The following is a 14,466-nucleotide window of genomic DNA, read 5'->3' as shown; positions in this document are numbered from 1 at the left end:
GTCGGCGGCGGTCTCGGCCTTCGCTAGGTTGCTCCCCGTGACTGCTATCGCCCTCCCCCGCACCCGCGTCCTCGCCGACGTCATCCCCGGCGGCCTGGTCCGCGACTCGGCCCTCGTCCTCGGCGGTGCCGGGCTCGTCGGCCTGCTCGCCCAGTTCTCCATCCCGCTGTCGTTCACCCCGGTTCCGCTGACGCTGGGCACGTTCGCCGTGCTGCTCACCGGCGCCGCACTCGGGCCGCTGCGAGGCCTGCTGAGCATCGGTCTGTACCTGCTCGCGGGCATGGCCGGCGTGCCGTGGTTCGCCGGGCACGCCAGCGGCTACGGCTTCGCCTCGTTCGGGTACCTCATCGGGTTCGTCCTGGCCGGTGCACTGGTCGGCGGCCTCGCGCAGCGCGGCGCCGACCGGACCCCGCTCAAAACGGCCGGCACGATGGTCCTCGGCAACCTGGTCATCTATGCCGTGGGCGTGCCGTACCTCATGGCGGCGACCGGCATGGACCTGCAGACCGGCCTCGCCAAGGGCGTGGTGCCGTTCCTCGTCGGGGACGGCCTCAAGATCCTCGCGGCGGCCGGCCTGCTCCCCGGGGCCTGGGCCCTCGTCCGCCGCGTCGAGTCCCGCTGAGCGGCACCCCGGCCACGACGGCCCTGACCCGCCTGGGTCTGGCCTTCGCGCTGCACCCCTACGAGCCCGACCCGGCTGCGGCCTCCTACGGACTGGAGGCCGCAGCGGCGCTGTCGGTGCCGCCCGCCCAGGTGTTCAAGACCCTCCTCGTCGACGGCGAGGGTGGTCTCGCGGTCGCGGTGGTCCCGGTCGACCGCCAGCTCGACCTCAAGGCGATGGCGGCGGCACTGGGTCGCAAGAAGGTCGTCATGGCTGCGCCTGCCGACGCCGAGCGCGCCACCGGCTACGTCGTGGGCGGCATCTCCCCCATCGGCCAACGCAAAGTGCTGCCAACCGTGGTCGACGACTCGGCCACCGGGTTCGACCGGGTCTACGTCTCGGGTGGCCGCCGCGGCCTCGACATCTCGCTCGCCCCGCAGGACCTGGTCGCCGCCACGAGAGCGCGGCTCGCGCCCATCGGCCGCTGATCGCGAGCCGACCAAGCCGGTCTACTCCCAGGCGGTCGAGAGCACCACGGTCGTCCGCGTAGCGACGTTCGCCGTCGCGCGGATCCGGGCGAGCAGGTCCTCGAGGTCGCCAGGGGTGCGCACGCGAGCCTTGAGGATGTAGTTCTCCTCGCCGGCGACGGAGTGGCACGCCTCGAGCTCGGTGACCTGGCGCAGCCGGTCCGGGATGTCGTCGGGGGCTGCCGGGTCCAGCGGGGTGATCGAGATGAACGCCGTGAGGGGCAGGTCGAGCGCCGTGTGGTCGACCACCGCGGCATACCGCTTGATGACGCCCCGCTCCTCGAGCCGCCGCACCCGCTGGTGGACGGCCGAGGTGGACAGCCCCATCGCCTTGCCCAGGTCGGTGTAGCTCATCCGCCCGTCGGCACGAAGGAGGTCGACGATGCGACGATCGAGGTCTTCCACGACGCCACCCTACTGAGGTCAGGGGCCCAGGTGGCACCATGTCCGCCATGTCGGAATCTCTGCACGGGCGTCTGATGCTGCTCGACTCGGCTTCGCTGTACTTCCGGGCGTTCTTCGGAGTGCCCGACCAGCGCGACGACCTGTCGGAACCGCCGACCAACGCGATCCGCGGGTTCCTCGACATGATCGCCTCGCTCATCACGACGCACCAGCCGACCCACCTCGTGGCGTGCTGGGACAACGACTGGCGCCCGCAGTTCCGGGTGGACGCGATCCCGACCTACAAGGCCCACCGCCTCCTCGACGGCTCGCTCGAGGAGGAGCAGACGCCCGACGACCTCGCGGTCCAGGTGCCGGTGATCCGCGACGCGCTCGCGGCCCTGGGCATCGCCCGGCTCGGTGCCGACGGCTACGAGGCGGACGACGTCATCGGGACCCTGACGGCGCGCCACAAGGGGTCGATGGCCGTCGACGTCGTCACTGGCGACCGCGACCTTTTCCAGCTCGTCGACGACGCCGCGGCCGTGCGCGTCATCTACACCGCCCGGGGCGGGGTCCGCGACCCCGACCTGGTCGACGAGGCCTTCCTGCGGACGAAGTATGCCGTCGCGAGCGGACCCGCGTACGCGGACATGGCGGTGCTCCGCGGCGACACGAGCGACGGGTTGCCCGGTGTCGCCGGGATCGGGGAGAAGACGGCAGCCAAGCTCATCGAGAAGTACGGCTCGCTCGTCGCCCTGCGCGCCGCGGTCGACGGCGGGGATCCGGAGATCAAGGGCGCGCAGCGGGCCCGGCTCGAGGCCGGCGCGGCCTACCTCGACGTGGCCCCGATGGTCGTCCGGGTGGCGCCCGACGCGCCGGTCGCCGAGCAGGATCTGACCCTGCCGACCGAGGTGGCCGATCCGGTGCTGATGAGCCGGGTGGCGAGCCAGTTCGGCGTGACGAGCTCGTTCAACCGCGTGCTGTCGGCGCTGCGGATCGAGTGACGGTCGCAGCCGCGCAGGCTCAGGCGCGGTGGGCGTCGGCCGCCGCCTGGATCCTGGCGACGTAGTCGACCCACCACTGCCGGTCACCCTGAGCGTCGTGGTCACGCCCCGCCTGGCCGTCGATCGTCTCGCGCAGGATGTCGGCGTGCCCGGCATGCTGTGCCGTCTCGGCGACCACCCGCACGACCAGGTGCCCGAACGTCGTGTGCCGCTTCTCCGCCGACCACCAGTCGACCTCGGCGGGCTCGTCCAGTGGCAGCTCGGCCAGGGCGGCGTCGCTGACCACCCAGGCCTGGCGGTAGAGGTCCACGATGTACTCCCGTGACTGGTCTGCGGTCGCCCACATGTCGGCGCTGTCCCACACGGAGCCGTCCTCGTTCCACGGCAGCACCGGCGCGTCGCGCCCGACCGACTCGACGAGGTAGCCGAGCTCCACGCCGGCAAGGTGCTTGACCAGGCCCAGCAGGTTGGTGCCACTGGGGGTCAGCGGCCGGCGCAGGTCGTAGTCCCCCAACCCGTCTAGTGAACGCAGCAGCCCGTCCCGTCCCTGCTGGAGGTAACGGTGCAGGTCGGCGCTCAGGCCGGTCGGCGATGGGTCGGTCATCGTTGCTCAGTCCAATCTGTCGGCCGCGACCACACCACGCATGACGGCATCGATCGCGGTACGAGCCGTGGCGCGCAGTGTCGGCTCCGGTGCCGCGTCGCCGATCTGGCCGAGCAGGTCGACCACCTGCTTGCAGCGGCGCACGAAGTCGCCCGCGGCCATGTCCGACCCCCGCAGCACCTCCTCGAGCCGGCGGCCACCTGCCCAGCGGTGCATCATCCAGGCCATGCCGGCGTCGGGGTCGCCGGTGAGCGGTAGCCCGAGGTCCCGTTCGCGGTCCTCCAGCGCCGACCACAGCACCTGCATCTCGTGGACCGCCTCGGCCACGTCGTCGGTGGGCATCCTGGGCGAGGGGTCTGCCTCGTCGCGACGCGGCTCGTGGATGAGCGAGGAGACCACGGCCGCGAGCCCGGACGCGTCGAGGCGCTTCCAGACCCCGAGACGCAGACACTCGGCCGCCAAGAGGTCCTTCTCGGTGTACAGCCGTCGCAGGTTCTGGCCCTGCTCGGTGACCTCGTTGCCGTCTGGTGACAGATAGCCCATCTCGGCCAACAGGGTGCAGATCCGGTCGAACGTCTTGGCCACCGAGTTGGTGCGGCCCTCGACCTTGCGCTGCAACCCGACGGTCTCGCGCTTGAGCCGCCACCAGCGCTCCGCCCACCGGGCGTGGTCCTCGCGGTCCGGACACTGGTGGCACGGGTGGGCCTTGAGCTTGCGACGCAGCTCGGCGATCTCCTGCTCGTCCGCGGACGCTCCGGTATGCCGCGCCCGAGCCTGCGGGGGCGGGTCGTGGGGCACGGCGATCCGCAGCGACGTGGCGAGGTCACGGCGCGCCTTGGGGCTCTTGGCGTTGAAGTGCGGAGGCACCTTGACGTGAGCGATCGCCGTCACCGGCGTGGGCACGTCGACGAGCGTAAGGCGGCGCAGCTGGCGGTCCTCGGTGACCACCGTCGGTGCCGCGTCCTCGCCCCGGTAGGACTTCGACGGCTGCACGACGACCGCATAGCCGCCCTTGCGGCCGGCTGGGATCCTGATGACGTCGCCGATCCGCAGCGCCTCTAGCGAGACGGCCGCCTCGGCGCGCCTGCTCGCAGAGCGCAGCTTGGCGCCCTCCTTCTCGAGGCGGGCGATCGCGTGGCGCAACGCGGCATACTCCCGGAAGTCGCCGAGGTGACAGACCATGGCCTCGGCGTACCCCTCGAGGCCCTCCTCGTTCTTGCGCACCGCCCGGGCGAGCCCGACCACCCCGCGGTCGGCCTGGAACTGGGCGAACGACGTCTCGAGGATCTCGCGGGCGGTGTCACGCCCGACCTGCGCCACGAGGTTGACCGCCATGTTGTAGGTCGGGCGGAAGCTCGATCGCAGCGGGTAGGTCCGGGTGGAGGCCAGGCCAGCCACCGCGAGCGGGTCCAGGCCGCGGTTCCAGAGCACCAGGGCGTGGCCCTCCACGTCGATGCCGCGTCGTCCTGCCCGACCGGTGAGCTGGGTGTACTCGGCGGGGGTGATGTCGGCGTGCGTCTCGCCGTTGAACTTGACGAGCTTCTCGATCACCACGGTCCGGGCCGGCATGTTGATGCCCAACGCCAGCGTCTCGGTGGCGAACACCGCGCGGATCCGGCCGGCCGTGAACAGCTCCTCGACGATCTCGCGGAACGTCGGCAGCATGCCGGCGTGGTGGGCGGCGAAGCCGCGCGTGAGGCCGTCGACGAAGTCCCAGTACCCGAGGACGCCGAGGTCCTCGTCGGCGAGCGCCGAGACGCGCTCCTCCACGGTGCGGCGGATCCGGTCGCCCTCCGCCTCGGGGATCAGCCGGATGCCGTCACGCAACAAGCTGGGTGACGGCGCCTTCGCAGCCCACCCGGCTGAAGATGAAGGTGATCGCCGGTAGCAGGCCCTCGCGATCGAGCCGCTGCACCACCTCGGAGCGGGTCGCTCCCCCACCGGGACGCCCTGGACCACCCCGGCCGTTCTGGCCGCCGTGGCCTCCCTGGCCGTTCCGGCCGTTCCGATCGGGTCGGTCCGATCGGCTGTCCGATCGGCTGTCCGATCGGCCTGGTCGCGAGTGGTGGCGTGCTCCGCTGTCCCAGCGACCCCGGTCCTCCACGGTGCGGATGGTCTGCAGGAGCTCGGGGTTGACCCGGGTGGCATCGACTCCGGTCACCGGGGCGGACGTCTCGTCGACGAACAGGTCGTACATCCGCTGGCCGACCATCATGTGCTGCCACAAGGGCACCGGGCGGTGCTCCGAGACGATGATGTCCACCCCGCCGCGCACCTCGGCCAGCCACGCGCCGAACTCCTCGGCGTTGCTCACCGTCGCCGACAGCGAGACGACCTGGACGTCCTGGGGCAGGTGGATGATGACCTCTTCCCAGACCGCGCCCCGGAAGCGGTCGGCGAGGTAGTGCACCTCGTCCATGACGACGAAACCCAGGCCGTGCAGGGTCGAGGACCCGGCATACATCATGTTGCGCAGCACCTCGGTCGTCATGACGACGACCGGCGCCTCGCCGTTGATCGACGAGTCGCCGGTGAGGAGGCCGACGTTGGCGGCGCCGTGGCGACGCACCAGGTCGTTGTACTTCTGGTTCGAGAGGGCCTTGATGGGCGTGGTGTAGAAGGCCTTCCGGCCGGTGGCGAGGGCGAGGAAGACCGCGAACTCCCCCACGATCGTCTTGCCCGCCCCGGTGGGCGCCGCGACGAGCACGCCCCGGCCTCGCTCCACCGCCTCGCAGGCCTGCTCCTGGAAGGGGTCGAGCGGAAACGCCACGGTGGCTGCGAAGGCGGCCAGCTGGCTCTGGCCGTATGCCGTGCGGCGGGAGCTCGCGGCATACGACTCGGCGGGCGTCGGCATGGGACCGAGCCTACGTGGCGGGCGGCGCCAGCACCGTCACCGCGCCGGGGACGGTCTCCAGGGTGAGGGGCAGTGGACCGAACCGCTCGCCGTCGGCGTAGGCCACGATGCCGGCCGCTTCGAGCCGCACCTCGCGACCGCGCAGGATCTCGACTGCAGGATGGTCGACGTGGGCGCCCTTGAAGACCTTGGGGAAGACCTTGAGGAACTCCAGCGTGCTCACCTCGTGGAGGATCACCACATCGGCCAGCCCGTCGTCGAACCGGGCGTCGGGCGCGACCCGCATGCCGCCCCCGTAGGACGGGCCGTTCGCGACCACCACGAGCATCGCCTTGGTCTCGTGGCGCTCTCCATCGACCGTGACGACGTACGGGATCGGCCGGAAGAGCGGCAGCTCGCGCAGCACGGCGAGGTTGTAGCGCATCTGACCCTTGGGCCAGGGCCAGGTGTTGGCGCGTTCGTTGACGACCGAGTCGAAGCCGGCGCCCAGCACGCCGGCGTACCAGTGCCGTTCCCCGTGCTGGTCGGTGTGCCGGACCGCGTCGATGACGCGGGGGACCCCGGTGGTGACGAGGTCAGCCGCCCGCACCGGGTCGTGCACCGGGAGCCCGAGGCCCCGGGCGACGTCGTTCCCGGTGCCGGCGCCGATGATGGCCAGGGTCACCGCGGACTCGGCCGCCAGGTTCACCCCGAGGTGGACCATCCCGTCCCCGCCGACCACGGCCAGGACGTCGAGCCCCTGGGCGATCGCGCCGAGCGCGCGGTCGCGGGCCGCGGCATACGATTCGTCGGACAGCTCGAGCACCTCGTGGCCGGCGGCACGCAGCCGCTGGGCGACCTCGATACCTAAGGACATGCCACGGTTCTTGCCCGACGTGGGGTTGACGACCAAACCGACGCGTTTGTGCACGCGCGGAGGTTACAGGCTCGACGCCTCGTCGTCGGAGACCTCGACCCACTCCGGGCGGTTCTTTCCCCGGCTGCGCTCGATGAGCTTGCTGACCCCGATGGCCGCGAAGTAGAGGCCGACCAGCGGGATGGCCAGCAGGAACATCGTGAACGCGTCAGGCGTCGGGGTCGCGATCGCCGAGACGACGAAGATCCCGAACACTGCTGGTCGCCACGCCCGCAGCATCGCCGAAGCCGGCAGGAGGCCGATCGCGTTGAGCGCAACGAGCAGCACCGGCATGAGGAACGACAGGCCGAACGCGAGGATGAAGCGCGTGACGAAGGAGAAGTAGTCGCTGACCTGCTGGATGTTGGAGGCGCCGGGTGGGGTGAACCCGTACAGCACCGCCAGCACCTTCGGCAGCACGTAGTACGAGAGCGCACAGCCCGACAGGAACAAGCGGCACGATCGCGGCGATGAAGGCCAGCGAGATCCGGCGCTCCTTGCGGGTGAGCCCCGGCACGATGAAGGCCCAGATCTGGTACATCCAGACCGGGCTCGACGCCAGCACCCCGACGAAGATCGAGATGCTCAGCTGCTGGGAGAACGCCGCCGTCGCGTTGCCGAAGTTGAGGCTGATGACACTGTGCGGGTGGGCGGTCTTGTAGTCGTTGAACGGCGCCGAGAGGGCCGCGTAGACCTGCGGGTAGACGACCCACCCCCCGACGGCCCCGACGAGCACCGCGAGCGCGGAGATGACGAGCCGGCGGCGCAGCTCACGCAGGTGGTCGCCCAAGGACATGCGGCCCTCAGGGTTTCGGGCACGCCGGAACGCCATCGTGGACTGCCGCAGGGTGGTGATGGGTCAGGAGATGCCGGAGGAGTTGCCCTCGCGCGGGCTGGCGTCCTCGCGTGCCGGGGTGGTGCTCTCGGGGGCCGGGGTCCGCACAGGCTCGTCCTTGACCGGCTCGTCCCGGACGGTCTCGCCCTTCACCGTGTCGGCGCTGGCGGCGCTCTTGCCGTCGTTCTTCATCTCGCCCACTTCGGCCTTGAAGATGCGCATCGAGCGGCCGAGGCTGCGTGCGGCGTCGGGCAGACGCTTGAAACCGAAGAGGACGACGACCAACACCAGCAGGATGATGATGTGCCAGCCCTCGAATGCGCCCCTGAGCATGGTGTGCCTTCCTCTCGGCCGCGCCCGAAGCGGGACGCGATCTGGTGCCCACAGCCGCGGGCGCAACGCTTGGTCCCGCGGGAGCGGGCCCTGACACCTGTCAGTCTACGGTGCGCGCCCAGCCAGGGCGGTGGGCCGCCCTCCGGGCGCGCCGTTGCTCCCTCAACGTGCCGCGGGTGACCTCGCGTTCCCGACGCAGCTGGCGCGGGTCGCCGAAGACGGCGAGCTCGGGAGCCGGACCCCGCTCCCCCAGGCGGTCGGCCTGGACCTGCAGCGCGTCGAGGGTGGCCGAAGCATGGCCGAGCTCCTCGGTGAGGTCCTTGAACTGACCCCAGACGCCCCACAGGCGGCGCGCCAGGTACGCCGCCGCGATGACCACGAGCAGCACCCAGATGAGAACCCACGACCACACGGCCTGCACCCTACCCGCCCGAACCTTCGTATGCCGCGAGGGCGGCCCGGGCGCCCTCGCGCACCGCCGTGGCCAGCGAGGCTGGCTCCAGGACCGTGCCGAGGCCGCCCAGCCGCCACATCAGGCGGCGCAGCCAGAGGGTGTCGGCGGTGCGGAGGGTGACCGTCTGCACCCCGTCGGGAGCCGTGTGCACGGACTCCACGGGGTAGTAGTCGCTCACCCAGGACGCACCGGGCTGGAGCCGGAGGGTCACGAGCGTGTCGTCCGGACGGGGGGTGAAGGTGCCAGCGTCGAGGTCGCGCAGCTGAGCCTCGGGTGGCGGGGTGCCGTCCTCGTCGAGGACCTCCAGGGACTCGATCCGGTCCATCCGGAACAGGCGGGTGTCCTGGGCCCGGTGGCACCATCCCTCGAGGTACCAGCGCGACTCGAGGTTGACGACGCGCATCGGGTCGACGTCGCGCTCCGTGGACTCGTCGCGGCTGGGGACGAGGTAGCGCAGGTGCACGCGGCGATGGTCCTCGATGGCGCGACGCGCGTCCGTGAGCAGGCTGGCCTCGACGCCCTCGTCGATAGCGACCTCGACGCGTGCCGCGGCGTCCGCACTCGCACCGGTGGCCTGTTCGAGCTTGGCCATGGCGCGTTCGATGGCGTCGCGCTCGCCCAGGCCGGGGACCGTGGCCAGCGCCCGCAGGCCCACCATCAGGGTGAGCGCCTCGTCGCGCCCGAGCCGCAGCGGCCGCGCGATGGTCTCGGCGTTGGTGACGAAGACGCGCCCGCCCTCCCACTGGGCGTCGATGAGCTCGTCGGGCATCTGGCCGTAGCCGCAGAGGTAGAGCAGCCGCAGGTCCGTCTCGAGCTGGGTGACGCTGATGCCCAGCTCGGCAGCGGCGCGGTCGAGGTCGATTCCCTGACGGTTGACCAACCACGGCACCATCGTCAGCAGGCGCGACAGCCGGGCGGTCGCGGTCTCGGGCGTGCTCACGCCAGCCTCCCGTCGCTCGGTGCGAGGGCGGCCGCTCCACGAAGGCGCGCCACGACCAGGGCGCCCACCTCGTCGGGGGCATCGACGACGACGTCCGGGCCGTACCCGCTGACCTCGTCGGCGAACGCGTCCGCGTCGGTGAACGGCACCTCGAGGGCGGTCCACCCGCCCTGCGTGGCCCCCTCGTGACCGCGGCGGCGCAACGCCTGACCGCGGCCCTCCCGGACCCGCACCGTGGCGGTCCGGGTCTGCTGGTCCCCGACCGTCGTGCGGATCATCTCCTGCGCGCGGTGGTCGGGCGGCACGGCATACCCGCCGGGCTTGCCGACCGGCCGCACGTCGTCGACGATGCGCGACAACCGGAAGACGCGGGGGGCGTCGCGGTCGAGGTCGAACCCGGTGAGGTACCAGCGGCCGTGCCACGAGGCGAGCCCCCAAGGCTGGACGCGCCGGGTGCGGGTGTCGCCCTGACCGGCGGTGCGGTAGCCGAAGGAGATCGTCTGCATGCCGACGACGGCGTTCTTCACCGGCTCGAACGCCGCCTCGCGGGTGCCGAGCCGGGGCTCGATGCCGACGAGCGACTCGCTGTCGCGCTCGATGTCGATGGCCTTGAGCTTGCGCAGGGCCTGGGCTGCGGGGCCGGCCAGGGAGGCGTGCGCCCAGGTGCGGCTCGCCAGACCGAGGACGGCCAGCTCGTCCGCCTCGAACTCGATGTCGGGAAGGGCGTAGTCGCGCTGGTCGATGCGGTAGCCCAGCTCGTCGTCCCAGACATTGCCGATGTCCTCCGTGACGAGCGGGATGCCGAGCTCGCGCAGCTCGTCCTTGTCGCGCTCGAACATGCGGTCGAAGGCCTCGTCGCTGGCGGCCGAGCCGTACTGCGGCACGATCTCGCGGATCTTGGACTTGGGCAGGGGACGGCGCGTGTAGAGCAGGCACAGCACGAGGTTGAGCAGGCGCTCGGTCTTGGCTGCTGGGCCGGTGGGGGAACTCACGGCCCCGACGCTACCCGAGATGCTCCGGGCCTCCCGTGGCTAGTCTGCGTGTCGTGATGCAGTGGCGCGATGGGACGGTCCAGGCGGTGCTCGGCCGGTGGCCGGGCGCCGTGGAGTATGCCGTGCGGCTGGCTCCCCGCCCCGACGCATCCGGGGACGAGGGCACGGTCCGGGCGCTGGCCTACACCGCCCTCGTGGGCGAGCCGCAGGTCGGCGACCGGGTCCTGCTCAACGCCTCGGCCCTGCTGCGGGGTCTCGGCACCGGAGGTCTCGCCTTCGTCGTCGCTGCCCCGGACCGCTTGCCCGCCGACCCCGCCGTACCCGCGGGCCACATCATCAAGGCGCGCTACACGCCCCAACAGCAGATGTTCATGGCCGTCGACGAGCAGGACAGTCCGCACCATGCCGTGATGACGGGGGCCGTCGCCTCGGCCGGCGACCTCGAGGGCCTGCCGGTGGTCGTGGCCGACCTGCACTCCGCGCTGCCAGCCGTGCTCGCCGGCATCAGGGCCGACCGACCGCGCGCCCGCGTCGTCTACGTCATGACCGATGGGGGCGCCCTGCCGGTGGCGTTCTCGCGCAACGTGGCTGGGCTGCGCGAGGCCGGGTGGCTGGCGGGCACCGTGACCGTGGGCCAGGCCTACGGCGGCGACCACGAGGCGGTGACGCTGCACTCCGGCCTGCTGGCGGCCAGGCACGTCATGAGGGCAGACGTCGCGGTGGTGATCCAGGGCCCGGGAAACGTCGGCACGGGCACCACCTGGGGCTACACCGGGGTGGCGGCCGGAGAGGCACTCAACGCCGCCGTGACCCTCGGTGGCCACGGGATCGCGGCACTGCGGGTCTCAGGCGCCGACCCGCGTGAGCGGCACCGGGGCGTCTCGCACCACAGCGTCACGGCATACGGGCGGGTGTGCCTGGTCGCCGCCGACGTGCCGCTGGCCGCCACGGGCGACGAGTTCGGTGCGGTCGTGGCCGAGCAGGCGCACGCCCTCGTGCGCGAAGCGGCAGGCGCGCTCACGGTCCGCCAAGTCCCCGTCGACGGACTGGAGGGGATGCTGCGCAGCACGCCGGTCCCGCTCTCGACGATGGGCCGTGACCTCGACGGGGACTACGCGGCGTTCCTCTACAGCGCAGCAGCCGGGCGGTATGCCGCCCGGCTGCTGTCAGAGGGAGTCTGAGACGACTCGGCGAGACCGGCTCAGCGCACGTCGACCAGGTCGACGACGAAGATCAGCGTCTCGCCCGGCTTGATGGCGCCACCGGCACCACGCTCGCCATAGGCCAGGTGCGACGGGATGGTCAGCTTGCGCCGGCCCCCGACCTTCATGCCGACGATGCCTTCGTCCCAGCCGCGGATGACCTGGCCGACACCGAGCCGGAAGTCCAGGGGCGCGCCGCGGCTCCACGAGGCGTCGAACTCCTCGCCGGTGGAGTGCGCGACGCCGACGTAGTGGGCGGAGATGGTGTCGCCGGCGCCGGCCTCGGCGCCGTCGCCCTCGGTGAGGTCCTCGATGAGCAGCTCGGTGGGAGCGGCGTCACCGGGGAAGTCGATCTCGGGCTTGGTGGTGTTGGGGTCGAATCCCATGGGAGGTCCCTTCGGTGGAGTGGGCCGCGACTCAGTACGCGGCGAGGATGTCGACGACGAACACAAGGGTGTCCGTGCCGCTGATCTTGGGCGGGCTGCCAGCGGCGCCGTAGCCGTCCGCGGGCGGCACGACGAGCAGCACCCGGCTGCCGACCGGCTTGCCGACGAGCTGGTCGTCCCACGCCTTGATGACGTGCTTCTGGCCGATCACGGTCTCGAAGTACCCCTGAGGGCTGTTGGCCGAGGAGTCGAAGGTCTTGCTGTCCTTCCACAGCGCACCGGTGTAGGTGACGCGGATGGTCTGGCCGGCCACGACCTTCGGGCCGGTGCCCTCGATGAGGAGCTGGCCCACGGTCTTGGTCGGCGCCTTGGCGCCCTTCGGGACGGTGATCGTGGCGGCCTTGCCGTCCTGCATCTGCACGGTGGGCAGGCCGGCGGCCGGCTTCACTGCCTTGCCCTCGGCCGACTTCAGCGGCTTCTGGGTCGACAGCAGGTCCATGAGGAAGAGGACCGTGTCGGTGCCCCCGACCTTGATCTGGGCGTTGCCCTGGGTGCCGAACGCGTCCTTCGGCGGCATTGCTACGAGGATGCGCGAGCCGATCTTCTGGTTCGCCAGGCCCTTCTTCAGCCCCGGGAGCAGGTCAGCCGAACCGAGGTTGATGCCGAGGTTCTGCTTGCCGAAGTTCGTGTCGAGCAGCGCGCCGTCCTTGGCGTTGAGGAGCACGTACTTGAGGCTGACGATCTCGTCACCCTTGACCGTGGCCCCGGTGCCCTCCTTGACGACGCGCGTCGTCGTCTCGGTGACCGACAGGGGCTTGGGCTTCACGGTGACGGTCGGCGCGGTGGTGTCGCTACCGCCCGAGACGCTGACCTGGGCGAGCGGGGAGGCCTTCGCGGCGGAGGAGCCACCGCTGCACGCGGTGAGCACCAGGGCGGCCGCCGCTACGGCAGCGCCGAGGGCATGGAAACGTCGTGTCTGCACGGTGAGGGTTACTTTCGCCGGGGGTTGGGGATCACCGCCCACCATAACTGGAGAGGCTGGCAACACCGATTCGCGTCAGCCGCGCATGCCCTCGATGAGCCGCTCGACCCGTACGTCGACGGCGGCGAAGGGGTCCTTGCAGAGCACGGTCCGCTGCGCCTGGTCGTTGAGCTTGAGGTGCACCCAGTCGACCGTGAAGTCGCGCCGGTGCTCCTGCGCGGCCTTGATGAAGTCGCCCCGCAGCTTGGCGCGGGTCGTCTGCGGCGGGACGTTCTTGGCCTCGAAGACCTCGGGATCGGTGCACACCCGAGCGGCCCGACCGTGCTTCTGCAGCACGTAGAACAACCCGCGCTGGCGGTTGATGTCGTGGTAGGCCAGGTCGAGTTGCGCGACCCGGGGGTGCTCGAGCGGCAGGTCGTGCTTGGCCATGTACCCGGTGATGAGCTTGTGCTTGATGACCCAGTCGATCTCGGTGTCGACCAGCGACAGGTCGCCGGTGTCCACGGCTCGCAGGGTGCGCTCCCACAGGTCGAGGACCTGCTTGTGGATCGGGTCCTCGAGGCCCTCGCGGTCGGCGAACGCCTGGGCCCGCTCGAGGTACTCGGCCTGGATCTGCAGGGCCGACAGCTCGCGGCCGTTGCTCAGGCGGACCGTCTTGCGCCCGGTCATGTCGTGGCTCATCTCACGGATGGCCCGGATGGGGTTCTCCAGGGTGAGGTCGCGGACGACCACGCCGGCCTCGATCATCCGCAGCACGAGGTCGGCCGACCCCACCTTGAGCATGGTCGTCGTCTCGCTCATGTTCGAGTCACCGACGATGACGTGGAGGCGGCGATAGCGCTCGGCATCCGCGTGGGGCTCGTCACGGGTGTTGATGATCGGCCGGCTGCGGGTGGTCGCCGACGAGACGCCCTCCCAGATGTGGTCGGCCCGCTGGCTGACGCAGAACGTCGCGCCCTTGGACGTCGTGACGACCTTGCCTGCGCCGCAGGTGATCTGGCGGCTCACGAGGAAGGGGATGAGCACGTCGGACAGCTGCTGGAACTCACCTGCCCGGCCCACGAGGTAGTTCTCGTGGCAGCCATAGGAGTTGCCGGCCGAGTCGGTGTTGTTCTTGAAGACGTAGATCTCGCCCTCGATGCCCTCCTCGGCGAGCCGGTCCTGGGCGTCGGCGACGAGGCCCTCGACGATCCGCTCCCCCGCCTTGTCGTGGACGACGAGCTGGCGGACGTGGTCGCACTCCGGCGTGGCGTACTCGGGGTGACTGCCGACATCGAGGTACAGCCGGGATCCGTTGGACAGGAAGACGTTGGAGGAACGGCCCCAGGAGACGACCTTGCGAAAGAGGTAGCGCGCGACCTCGTCTGGGGTCAGTCGACGCTGCCCGTCGAACGTGCACGTGATGCCGTACTCGTTCTCGATCCCGAAGATCCGGCGCTCCATGGACCCACTCTAGGCGCCTCTTGGCTC

At 71.1% G+C, this 14,466-nt stretch carries 15 protein-coding genes and 2 pseudogenes; 4 read left to right on the top strand and 13 right to left on the bottom strand.

The features are described 5' to 3' along the window. Positions 1-37 precede the first annotated feature (37 nt). Positions 38-622: a biotin transporter BioY gene (locus GKE56_RS04765; protein ID WP_154683562.1), complete on the top strand. Its 585-nt coding sequence runs from the start codon at positions 38-40 to the stop codon at positions 620-622. Beyond that, on the top strand, positions 589-1,089 hold the full coding sequence (gene ybaK / locus GKE56_RS04760; RefSeq protein WP_154685626.1) for a Cys-tRNA(Pro) deacylase: 501 nt from the start codon (positions 589-591) through the stop codon (positions 1,087-1,089). The genes GKE56_RS04765 and ybaK overlap by 34 nt, the downstream gene beginning before the upstream one ends. Positions 1,090-1,110: 21 nt before the next feature. Here ybaK and GKE56_RS04755 read toward each other — a convergent pair whose 3' ends face one another. Further along, a complete protein-coding gene (locus GKE56_RS04755) occupies positions 1,111-1,533 on the bottom strand; it encodes an Lrp/AsnC family transcriptional regulator (RefSeq protein WP_154683561.1) in 423 nt (140 codons plus the stop codon). Positions 1,534-1,580: 47 nt separating this feature from the next. On the opposite strand from GKE56_RS04755, the gene GKE56_RS04750 reads away from it, so the two are divergent. Then, positions 1,581-2,519, top strand: a complete 939-nt coding sequence (locus tag GKE56_RS04750) for a 5'-3' exonuclease (RefSeq protein ID WP_154683560.1) — start codon at positions 1,581-1,583, stop codon at positions 2,517-2,519. Positions 2,520-2,538: 19 nt separating this feature from the next. Here GKE56_RS04750 and GKE56_RS04745 read toward each other — a convergent pair whose 3' ends face one another. The 9 genes and pseudogenes from GKE56_RS04745 to GKE56_RS04710 form a co-directional block, all read right to left on the bottom strand. Continuing rightward, the gene (locus GKE56_RS04745; protein ID WP_154683559.1) at positions 2,539-3,123 is read right to left on the bottom strand and encodes a DinB family protein; all 585 of its coding nucleotides are present in this window, start codon (positions 3,121-3,123) and stop codon (positions 2,539-2,541) included. A gap of 6 nt (positions 3,124-3,129) precedes the next feature. Next, a pseudogene (locus GKE56_RS04740) lies at positions 3,130-5,977 on the bottom strand (DEAD/DEAH box helicase). Positions 5,978-5,987: 10 nt separating this feature from the next. Then, entirely contained in the window at positions 5,988-6,887 is a 900-nt protein-coding gene (locus GKE56_RS04735; protein ID WP_154683558.1) for a diacylglycerol kinase family protein, read from the bottom strand. Positions 6,888-6,896: 9 nt separating this feature from the next. Beyond that, complete coding sequence (locus GKE56_RS18135; protein ID WP_370518456.1) at positions 6,897-7,325, bottom strand: twin-arginine translocase subunit TatC; 429 nt, start codon at positions 7,323-7,325, stop codon at positions 6,897-6,899. Positions 7,326-7,395: 70 nt separating this feature from the next. Beyond that, positions 7,396-7,668 (bottom strand): annotated as a pseudogene (locus GKE56_RS18130) (twin-arginine translocase subunit TatC); the annotation flags it as partial. A gap of 63 nt (positions 7,669-7,731) precedes the next feature. Then, entirely contained in the window at positions 7,732-8,040 is a 309-nt protein-coding gene (gene tatA, locus GKE56_RS04725) for a Sec-independent protein translocase subunit TatA (protein ID WP_154683557.1), read from the bottom strand. 100 nt (positions 8,041-8,140) lie between these two features. Further along, positions 8,141-8,452: a hypothetical protein gene (locus tag GKE56_RS04720; protein ID WP_154683556.1), complete on the bottom strand. Its 312-nt coding sequence runs from the start codon at positions 8,450-8,452 to the stop codon at positions 8,141-8,143. Positions 8,453-8,462: 10 nt separating this feature from the next. Further along, complete coding sequence (locus GKE56_RS04715) at positions 8,463-9,434, bottom strand: YafY family protein (protein ID WP_230209186.1); 972 nt, start codon at positions 9,432-9,434, stop codon at positions 8,463-8,465. Then, positions 9,431-10,426 (bottom strand): YafY family protein, encoded by a 996-nt coding sequence (locus GKE56_RS04710; RefSeq protein ID WP_154683555.1) that lies wholly within the window; start codon positions 10,424-10,426, stop codon positions 9,431-9,433. Before GKE56_RS04710 ends, GKE56_RS04715 begins: the two co-directional genes overlap by 4 nt. Positions 10,427-10,479: 53 nt before the next feature. Between GKE56_RS04710 and GKE56_RS04705 the strand changes: the two genes are divergently transcribed. Continuing rightward, on the top strand, positions 10,480-11,607 hold the full coding sequence (locus GKE56_RS04705; protein ID WP_154683554.1) for a DUF3866 family protein: 1,128 nt from the start codon (positions 10,480-10,482) through the stop codon (positions 11,605-11,607). 20 nt (positions 11,608-11,627) lie between these two features. Here the strand turns inward: GKE56_RS04705 and GKE56_RS04700 are convergent, their stop codons facing one another. The 3 genes from GKE56_RS04700 to pafA form a co-directional block, all read right to left on the bottom strand. Further along, positions 11,628-12,014: an FKBP-type peptidyl-prolyl cis-trans isomerase gene (locus tag GKE56_RS04700; RefSeq protein ID WP_154683553.1), complete on the bottom strand. Its 387-nt coding sequence runs from the start codon at positions 12,012-12,014 to the stop codon at positions 11,628-11,630. Positions 12,015-12,045: 31 nt separating this feature from the next. Continuing rightward, positions 12,046-12,996: an FKBP-type peptidyl-prolyl cis-trans isomerase gene (locus tag GKE56_RS04695; protein WP_195908239.1), complete on the bottom strand. Its 951-nt coding sequence runs from the start codon at positions 12,994-12,996 to the stop codon at positions 12,046-12,048. A gap of 75 nt (positions 12,997-13,071) precedes the next feature. Further along, positions 13,072-14,439, bottom strand: a complete 1,368-nt coding sequence (gene pafA, locus GKE56_RS04690) for a Pup--protein ligase (RefSeq protein WP_154683551.1) — start codon at positions 14,437-14,439, stop codon at positions 13,072-13,074. Positions 14,440-14,466 lie beyond the last annotated feature (27 nt).

The sequence above is a fragment of the Nostocoides sp. HKS02 genome (assembly GCF_009707485.1).
GTDB lineage: Bacteria > Actinomycetota > Actinomycetes > Actinomycetales > Dermatophilaceae > Pedococcus.
The sequence above is the reverse complement of the archived record's forward strand: the minus strand, read 5'-3'. Positions and strand labels throughout refer to the sequence as shown.